Source organism: uncultured Nocardioides sp. (assembly GCF_902805925.1).
Lineage (GTDB): Bacteria > Actinomycetota > Actinomycetes > Propionibacteriales > Nocardioidaceae > Nocardioides.
In genome coordinates, this window is the sequence record NZ_CADCUP010000098.1 from 1 (window position 1) to 8,037 (window position 8,037).

Sequence of the window (8,037 nt, forward strand, 5' to 3'; positions counted from 1 at the left end):
TGCCAGAACCGCCGACGCATCGCCAGGAGATGAACCACCACAACCTCCTCATGAGAGGTGTTGCACTAGCTCCTTGAACCCAAGGCCCGCCAGGCAGCCATTTCGCGCCTAACTACCCCGGCACTGCACCCGCCGCACCACCTCACCGGTAGGTCACCACCAGCCGCGCCCGTGGACCCCACCATCAGCCGGGTCACCCCGCTGTTGACGTACGTCGTGTTGAAGTGCGGCCAGAGCCGGGCCCGCCTGCTCACACCAGGAGCGCGCGGCAGCGCTGCTCGAGGTAGCCGACCGCGGGGCCGAACACGGCGTACCGCTCGTTGGTGGTCTGGCCGTGGGCGTAGCGGTACCAGATCTGCTGGGCGATCACGGCGAGCCGGAAGAGCCCGAACACCTCGTAGAAGCGCCACTGCTCCGGCGTGACCGAGCGGCCCGTGCGTTCGCAGTAGCGGGCGACGATCTGCTCGCGCGTCAGCATCCCCGGGGCGTTCGAGGGCTGGCGGCGGAAGGCGCGGAAGAACTCGTCGTCGTCGTCCTGCACCCAGTAGCCCAGGGCCCCGCCGAGGTCCATCAGCGGGTCGCCCACGGTGGCCATCTCCCAGTCGAGCACCGCGACGATCCGCGTGGGGTCGTCGGCGTCGAGCACCAGGTTGTCGAGGCGGAAGTCGTTGTGGACCAGGCAGCTCGCGACGTCGGCCGGCTGCCGCTGGTGCAGCCAGCCCGTGATGTCGGACCAGTCGCCCATGTCGTCGGTGCGGACGTTGGCCAGGCGGGTGGTCCAGCCGGAGACCTGCCGCGCGACGTACCCCTCGCCCCTGCCCAGCGCGGCGAGCCCCGGCAGCGCGGCGACGTCGACGGAGTGCAGGTCGACGAGCACGTCGAAGGCGTTGGCGCACAGCGTCGCGGTGGACGCGGGCGTGAGCCCGGCCGGCACCTCGCGCCGCGTGATCGTGCCCGCCACCGCCTCCATCACGTAGAACGGCGAGCCGATCACCGATTCGTCGTCGCACGACGCCACCATCGCCGGCACCAGCGGGAAGACCGGAGCCAGCGCTGCCTGGATGCGGTGCTCGCGCCCCATGTCGTGGGCGCCTCGGGCCTTCACGCCCGCGGGCGGCCGGCGCAGGACCAGGTCGCGGCCGGGCCAGCGCAGCAGGTAGGTCAGGTTGGAGGCGCCGCCCTGGAACTGCTGCACCTCCGGCGTGCCGGCGAGGTCGTCGCGCACCGCGGGATCGGCGTGCTCGCGCAGCCACGCGGCCATCGCGGCGACGTCGAAGGCGTCCTCCTCGCGCACCGGCCTCGCGGGGTTGCCGTCAGCCACGGGCGTGCTCCTCCAGCCTGCGGGCCTGCGCGCGCATCGTCGCGTCGTACGCCGGCCGGTCGGTGGTCTTGAGGCGGTACGCCGCCCGCGCGGCGTCGTCGGGCAGGATCAGCTCGTCGCCGCGCTCGATCCCCTCGACCACCGCGCGGGCGATGTCGTCGGGCCCCCACGGCGACTCCTCGACGAGCCTGCCGACGACCTCGCCGACCACGGCGTCGCTGCCACGCATCGCCTCGACGAGCCCGGTGCGGAAGTACGACGGGCACACGACGCTGGCACGGACGCCCCAGCCGGCCAGCTCGTGGCCGGTCGTCTCGGTCAGCGCGACCACGGCGGCCTTGGTGGCGCTGTACGACGCCATGCCGGCCGGGTGCACGAGGCCCGCCAGCGAGGCGACGTTGACGACGTGGCCGCTGCCCTGCGCCTTGAACACCGGCACGAACGCCTTGGTGCCGCGCACCACGCCCATCAGGTTGACGGCGATCAGGCGGTCCCACTCGGCGGTCGTGTCCTGGTCGAGCCGGCCCCCGCCGGCGATGCCGGCGTTGTTGACCAGGAGGTCGAGCCCGCCCCAGGTCCGCTCGACGTGCTCGCGGGCGGCCGCCCAGTCGGTGTCGGAGGTGACGTCGAGGGCGAGGTCGGCCCCGCGCAGGTCGGTCGCGAGCACGTCGTCGCCGCGGGCGGTGAACGCCTGGACCAGCGAACGGCCGAGCCCACCGGCCGCCCCGGTGACCAGCACGCGCGCCATCAGGAGTGCTTGCCGATCTCGAGGCGGGCGACCAGGCCCTGGTGCACCTCGTCGGGCCCGTCGGCCAGACGCAGCGACCGGGCGTTGACGTAGGCCATCGCGAGCGGGAAGTCGTGCGACATCCCACCACCGCCGTGCAGCTGGATCGCCATGTCGATGACCTGCTGGGCCATCCGCGGCACCGCCACCTTGATCTGGCTGACCTCGCTCAGCGCCTGCCGCGGGCCGCCGACGTCGAGCTTCCAGGCCGCGTGCAGCACCAGCAGCCGGGCCTGGTCGATGGCGATGCGAGCGTCGGCGATGCGCTCGCGGTTGCCGCCCAGGTCCACCAGCGGCTTGCCGAACGCCGTCCGGTCCAGGCCGCGCCTGATCGCCCGCTCCAGTGCCATCTCGGCCAGGCCGACCAGGCGCATGCAGTGGTGGACGCGACCGGGCCCGAGGCGGCCCTGCGCGATCCCGAACGCCTCGCCAGGCCCCGACACGATGTTGGTGATCGGGACCCGCACGTCGGTGAAGCTGACCTCGCCGTGGCCGTAGGGCTCGTCCTGGTAGCCCATGGTGTCGAGCAGCCGCTCGACCCTCACCCCGGAGGTGTCCCGCGGCACCAGCACCATGGTGTGACGGTGGTGGCGGTCCGCCCCGGGGTCGGTGAGCCCCATGAAGACGAGGATGCGGCAGTCGGGGTGCCCGACGCCCGTCGACCACCACTTGCGCCCGTTGATCACGACCTCGTCGCCGTCGACTACTGCGGTGGCCGCCATGTTGGTGGCATCCGAGGACGCGACCTCCGGCTCGGTCATGGTGAACGCGCTGCGGATCCGGCCGTCGAGGAGCGGCTCGAGCCACTCCTCGCGCTGCGCCGGGGTGCCGTAGCGCAGCAGCACCTCCATGTTGCCGGTGTCGGGGGCGTTGCAGTTGAACACCGTGGGCGCGAGCGCCGACCGGCCCATCAGCTCCGCGAGCGGCGCGTAGTCGAGGTTGGTGAGACCCTCTCCCCCGGCGGTGCCGAAGCGGGCGGCGTACTCGCCGGCGTGCTCCCGCGGCAGGAAGAGGTTCCAGAGGCCCTGCTCGCGCGCCTTCGCCTTGAGCTCCTCGATGACAGGCAGCGGCTGCCACGGGTCGCCGGTACGCCGCAGCTCGGCGAGGTCGCGGTGGTAGTCACCCTCGACGGGGTCGACCTCGGCGGCCAGGAATCCCGCCACCCGCTCGCGCAGGTCGGCGGCGCGGGGCGAGGGGGCGAAGTCCATGCCGGCGACCCTAGCCGGGCGGCGGACCGGTCAGGCGGCGACCGTCATCACCGCGCGCGCCCGCTCCGGGGCGTCCGTCCAGCGGCGGTGAGCACGCAGCAGCCGGTACGTCGACCACGCCAGGAAGGGCACGGTCCCGACCAGCGAGACCCACCACTCGGGCACCAGCGCCAGCCCCGAGAAGACCAGCCCGGTCAGGGTGGTGCTGACGGCCAGCCGGGTCGAGTAGCCCACCATCACCAGCGGCGGGGCGGGGGTCGCGCGTGCGGAGCGCATGTCGACCGAGAAGGGCCGCCTGCCCGACCAGCCCATGGCCACGGCGACCACCTGGGCGACGACGACCACCAGCGTGCAGGAGATGGCCGTCGTCTCCGCACCGGTCGGTGTCCCTGCCCGCAGCGAGGCGAGCACGACGGTCACGACGGCGCCGAGGAGCAGCCACTCCGCCAGCACCCAGCTCCGTGCGGCGAACACCGCCGACGGCGGCACGGGCAGGCTCTCGCGCCACAGGGCGCCGCGGCCGTCGAGGCACCACGCGTTGACGCCGAACAGCAGGGCGCCGCCGCTGGCGACCAGGCCGGGGAGCACGGCGATCTGGCTCCAGGTGAGCCCGCCGGCCAGGGCGATGGCCCCTGGCCCGACGGCCAGGACGATGAGGCCGCGACGCATCGGCACCGAGCGCCAGATCGACGCACGGTCGATCCGCACCAGCATCGCGACGTCGGCCCGGGTGTCGGGCCGCGACGGGTGGGAGCCGGACTCGATCCGCAGCTCGTCGCGGGGGACCCGCTTCGAGGCGACGTGCGCCGGCCAGATGCCGACGACCACGGACGCGACAACCAGGAGCACCTCGAGGACGATCGTGACCGGCCAGGTCCACGTGAAGCCGTCGAGCATCGAGACCGACGAGACCAGGAGGTGCCTGGTCGGCATCGCGTCGAAGACGTCGGTCAGCCGCCCGCTCAGCTGCAGGGAGACGGCCGTGACGAGCAGGGCCGTGGCGAGCCCGCGCACGATCCAGGCTCCGCGAGGGCCGCGGCGTACGGCCTCGGTCGTCCACGCCACCACCTGCGCGAGCGCGGTCGCCGCGACGATCCAGAGCAGGGTCGCGGGCAGGAGGTACGGCAGCCCGCCGGGGCCGAGGGCGTAGGCACCGGCGCCCAGGAGGGTCCACGCCTGCAGGATCCAGGCGATGTTGAGCGGCGCCATGACCAGCGCGCCCAGGTGGTCGGTGGTCGGGCTCACCGGGAAGGCGACGGCGTGGTCGCGGGCCAGCAGCTCGCGGCCGCCGCCCGACGCGACCGCGGAGACGACGGCCAGCACCAGGAAGCCGGCGAGCATCGAGGGCAGCACGAGCAGCACGCCGAACGCCTCGTCGCCGCCACCCGCCCCCGGCGCCCACGCGGGCACGACGGCGACCGCGACGCTCAGCGCCAGGAGGACGGCCAGGGAGCGGCCGGCGGCTCCGCGGCGGCGTACGGTCCGGGCGCGGAAGCGGATCAGCTCACGGGTGTCGGCGACGGCACGGACCAACTCGCCCCGGGCTGCCGCGACGTCAGTCCAGGAGTGCGCGGTAGGCATCGGCCCCGGCCTCCCCCGACAGCTCTCCGGCTACCAGCTCGGCGACGCGCGCGCCGCCACGCAGGACCACCGCCGTCTCGCAGGCCTGCACCGCGAGGTCGCGCAGGTGGGTGGAGACCAGGACGCAGGCGCCGCGGGCGCGGGCGTCGGCGATGACCTCGAACGTCGCCTCGACCCCGATCGGGTCGACCCCGTCGAACGGCTCGTCGAGCAGCAGCACGCCGGGGCGGTGGAAGGCGGCCAGGACCACTGACAGGCGGCGGCCCATGCCGTGGCTGAAGCCGCCGGTGACGCGGTGGGCGACGTCGCCGAGCTCGAAGCGCTCGAGCAGGTCGCGGGCACCGGTCTCCCAGTCGGGCATCCGCCGGAGCCGGGCGGAGAGCTGCAGGTGCTCCCACGGCGTCGCGCGCGGGATGAGCCCGCCGACGTCGGGGCAGTAGCCGATTGCGCGCTTGACCGTCAGCGTCTCGGTGCGGACGTCGTGGCCGAGGACCATCGCCTGTCCGGCGCTGGGCGGCACCACGCCGGCGAGCACGCGCATGGTCGTCGACTTGCCCGCGCCGTTGCGCCCCAGCAGGGCGGTCGCCTGGCCGGCGCCGGCACGGAGGTCGACTCCCGACACGGCCTCGACCTCGCCGAAGCGGACGTGGAGGTCGCGGACGTCGACGGCGAACTGGCTCACCGGGTCAGTGTGACGGAGGTCGGGGGTGCGTGGCCGGGGAATCGGGGGATCGCGGGGGGTGTTGGGATCCCCGGATATCCGGGGATCCCGACGGCGACCACGCTCACGCCCCAAACGACCCCCCGGAGGCCGCCAGGTCCCGGAGGTACGCCGTCGGCCGGAAGCGCTCACCGTACGTCTGCGCCAGCTCCTCGGCGCGGGCCAGGAAGGCCTCGAGCCCGATCTCCCCGGTGGGGCTCTCGTGGCCGGTCATGAACTGGGCGGCACCGCCGGTGCTGGGCGGGAAGCCGATGCCCATGATCGAGCCGATGTTGGCGGCGGCGGCGGAGGTGAGGACCTCCTCCTCGAAGCACCTCGCCGTCTCGAGCGCCTCGATGAAGAGCATCCGGTCCTTGACGTCCTGGAACGGCACCTGCTCCTCGGCGACCGGGAACTCCTGCGCCAGGCCCGGCCACAGCGCGGCGCGCCGGCCCGACTCGTCGTAGTCGTAGAAGCCGGCACCCTTCAGGCGCGAGGGGCGGCCCAAGCCGATCATCCTCTCGACCACGTCGGTGGCGGGGTCGCGCTCGACCTCGCCACCGGCGGCGCGGAGGGCGGCCTCGTTGGCCAGGCGGATCTTCCTCATCAGCTCCATGTTCAGCTCGTCGCTGATCTGCAGCGGACCGACCGGGAAGCCGGCCTGCGTCGCCGCGCGCTCCAGCGACACCGGGTGCACGCCCTCGGCGAGCATCCGCAGGCCCTCGTTGATCTGGGTGCCGATGACGCGCGAGGTGTAGAAGCCGCGGCTGTCGTTGACGACGATCGGCGTCTTCCTGATCTGCCGCACCACGTCGTAGGCCTTGGCCAGCGCGACGTCGGAGGTGTCGCGACCGCGGATGATCTCGACCAGCGGCATCTTGTCGACGGGTGAGAAGAAGTGCAGGCCGATGAAGTCGGCCGGCCGGTCGATGCCCTCCGACAGCTCGGTGATGGGGAGCGTGGAGGTGTTGGAGCACAGCAGCGCGTCGTCGTCGACGTGCGGCGCGATCTCGGCGAAGACCCTCCGCTTCAGCGACGGGTCCTCGAACACCGCCTCGATGACCAGGTCGCAGCCGGCGAGGTCGGCCGGGTCGGCGGTCGCGGTGATCCGGTCGAGCAGCTCGGCCTTCTTCTCCTCCGTGGAGCGGCCGCGCGAGATCGCCTTGTCGAGCAGGGTGGCGGAGTGCGCCTTGCCCTTCTCGGCGCTCTCCTGCGCCACGTCCTTGAGGACGACCTCCATGCCGGCGCGGGCGCAGGAGTAGGCGATGCCGGCGCCCATCATGCCGGCGCCGAGCACGCCCACCTTGGTGGCCTGCCACGGCTCGATGCCCTGCGGGCGCAGGGAACCGGAGTTGATCGCCTGCAGGTCGAAGAAGAACGCCTGGATCATGTTCTTGGCGTTCTGGTCGACCACCAGCCGGGTCAGGTAGCGGCTCTCGATGCGCGAGGCGGTGTCGAAGTCGGTCGACGCGCCCTCGACGGCCGCCGAGAGGATCGCGCGCTGGGCCGGGTAGACCGCGCCCTTGGTCTGCTTGCGCAGCAGCGCCGGGAACGCCGGCAGGAACGGCGCCAGCCTCGGGCTGCTCGGGGTGCCGCCGGGCATCTTGTAGCCCGGCACGTCCCACGGGTTCGCGGCCGACTCGGCGTTCGCCCTCAGCCAGGCCCTGGCGGCCGGCAGCAGCTCGTCCTGGCTCGCGACGAGCTCGTCGACCAGGCCCTTGTCGCGGGCCTGGACGGGCTTGAAGCGGGTGCCCTCGAGGAGCACGTCCATCAGGGCCGTCTGGATCCCCAACATGCGTACGACGCGGGTGACCCCGCCGCCGCCGGGCAGCAGGCCGAGCGTGGCCTCGGGGAGGCCGATCTCGGTGCGGCCGTCGTCGACGGCGATGCGATGGTTGCACGCCAGCGCGATCTCGAGGCCGCCGCCGAGGGCCGCGCCGTTGATGGCGGCGACCACCGGGCGGGGGAACCTCTCGAGGCGGCGCAGGTCGGCCTTGACCGCCTCCGCGGAGGCGAAGACGTCGGCGGCGTCGTCCTTGGTCGCCGAGGACAGCAGCGTGAGGTTGCCGCCGGCGAAGAAGGTCCTCTTCGCGCTGGCGACCACGACGCCGGTGACGTCGTCCTGCTCGGCGTACAGACGCTCCACGGCGTCGTGCATCGAGCGCTGGTAGAGCTCGTTCATGGTGTTGGCGCCGGCGGTCGGGTCGTCGAGGGTCAAGGTGACGATGCCGTCGGCGTCGCGGTCGTAGCGGACCGCGGTCTGGGCCTCGGTGCTGGTGCTCATGGATGCGTTCCTGTTCTAGGTCGGTGGTCGAGCGGCCGCGAGGGACGAGCGGCGTCTCGAGACCTCAGACGAGCTCGACGATGGTGGCGACGCCCATGCCCCCGCCGACGCAGAGGGTGGCCAGGCCCCTCCTCTGGTCGCGGCGCTCGAGCTCGT

6 protein-coding genes are annotated in these 8,037 nt (G+C 73.1%); all 6 read right to left on the reverse strand.

What is annotated here, in order from left to right; translation table 11 throughout:
- Positions 1–250: 250 nt before the first annotated feature.
- Positions 251–1,321 (reverse strand): phosphotransferase family protein, encoded by a 1,071-nt coding sequence (locus QZX64_RS06770; RefSeq protein WP_295657861.1) that lies wholly within the window; start codon positions 1,319–1,321, stop codon positions 251–253.
- Positions 1,314–2,069, reverse strand: coding sequence for an SDR family NAD(P)-dependent oxidoreductase (locus tag QZX64_RS06775; protein ID WP_295657862.1), 756 nt, complete (start codon positions 2,067–2,069; stop codon positions 1,314–1,316). Before QZX64_RS06775 ends, QZX64_RS06770 begins: the two co-directional genes overlap by 8 nt.
- Positions 2,069–3,316 (reverse strand): acyl-CoA dehydrogenase family protein, encoded by a 1,248-nt coding sequence (locus QZX64_RS06780; protein WP_295657863.1) that lies wholly within the window; start codon positions 3,314–3,316, stop codon positions 2,069–2,071. Before QZX64_RS06780 ends, QZX64_RS06775 begins: the two co-directional genes overlap by 1 nt.
- Positions 3,317–3,346: 30 nt before the next feature.
- Positions 3,347–4,897: a hypothetical protein gene (locus QZX64_RS06785; RefSeq protein WP_295657865.1), complete on the reverse strand. Its 1,551-nt coding sequence runs from the start codon at positions 4,895–4,897 to the stop codon at positions 3,347–3,349.
- Positions 4,872–5,579: an ABC transporter ATP-binding protein gene (locus QZX64_RS06790; RefSeq protein ID WP_295657867.1), complete on the reverse strand. Its 708-nt coding sequence runs from the start codon at positions 5,577–5,579 to the stop codon at positions 4,872–4,874. Before QZX64_RS06790 ends, QZX64_RS06785 begins: the two co-directional genes overlap by 26 nt.
- Before the next feature lie 103 nt (positions 5,580–5,682).
- Positions 5,683–7,881: a 3-hydroxyacyl-CoA dehydrogenase NAD-binding domain-containing protein gene (locus QZX64_RS06795; RefSeq protein WP_295657868.1), complete on the reverse strand. Its 2,199-nt coding sequence runs from the start codon at positions 7,879–7,881 to the stop codon at positions 5,683–5,685.
- Positions 7,882–8,037 lie beyond the last annotated feature (156 nt).

Coding starts and splice junctions, on each gene's coding strand:
- QZX64_RS06780 (WP_295657863.1), bottom strand. CDS start 3,316: ATGGACTTCGCCCCCTCGCCCCGCGCCGCCGACCTGCGCGAGCGGGTG.
- QZX64_RS06785 (WP_295657865.1), bottom strand. CDS start 4,897: ATGCCTACCGCGCACTCCTGGACTGACGTCGCGGCAGCCCGGGGCGAG.
- QZX64_RS06795 (WP_295657868.1), bottom strand. CDS start 7,881: ATGAGCACCAGCACCGAGGCCCAGACCGCGGTCCGCTACGACCGCGAC.
- QZX64_RS06775 (WP_295657862.1), bottom strand. CDS start 2,069: ATGGCGCGCGTGCTGGTCACCGGGGCGGCCGGTGGGCTCGGCCGTTCG.